Here is a 572-nt window from a genome sequence, read left to right as displayed (position 1 = left end):
GTAGTAAAGATATATAATTAATTTTAAAGGCTCTGGAGCAATTCCAGAGCCTCTTTAAGTATCCCACAAAAAGGGAGGTGAGAACAGAAAACTAATAAGAAAAATGCTTTTTCTTTTCTGTATCTTATCTTAAATCCCGCCTTCTCTGGAGGAGATAAGATTAAAAGGCGGACTATAAATATCCAGAGAAGATACTCAAAGGAGTCAATATGAAAAGAGTATTTTTAAGTTTCATTATGTCATTGGTATTACCTTTTATTGTCTTTTCTTTTGTATGGGCAAAGGAGGAGCAAACTGAGAAAGCAAAGATTGTTGAAGCTTATGGAAAACTTCCACTTTATTTCATAGAGAATAAGGGACAGATTGATGAAAGAGTAAAGTATTATGAGAAAGGGGCAAATCACAGCATATACTTCACTTCAGAAGGAATCTATATAACTCTCTTTAAGAGAGAGAAAAACCAAAATGATGAAGAACATATAAAAGTTGACTTTGTAGTACTAAAGCCTATTGGAGCCAATGGAAATTCTGAGATAGTACCAGAGCAGAGCCTTTCTGGAAAAGTAAACTAC

At 33.7% G+C, this 572-nt stretch carries 1 protein-coding gene; it reads left to right on the top strand.

The features are described 5' to 3' along the window. Positions 1-209: 209 nt before the first annotated feature. Positions 210-572 (top strand): hypothetical protein (locus tag N3F66_15205; protein MCX8125493.1); only part of this gene is annotated, 363 nt, incomplete at its 3' end.

The sequence above is a fragment of the Spirochaetota bacterium genome (assembly GCA_026414805.1).
Taxonomy (GTDB): Bacteria; Spirochaetota; UBA4802; order UBA4802; family UB4802; genus UBA4802.
The sequence above is the reverse complement of the archived record's forward strand: the minus strand, read 5'-3'. Positions and strand labels throughout refer to the sequence as shown.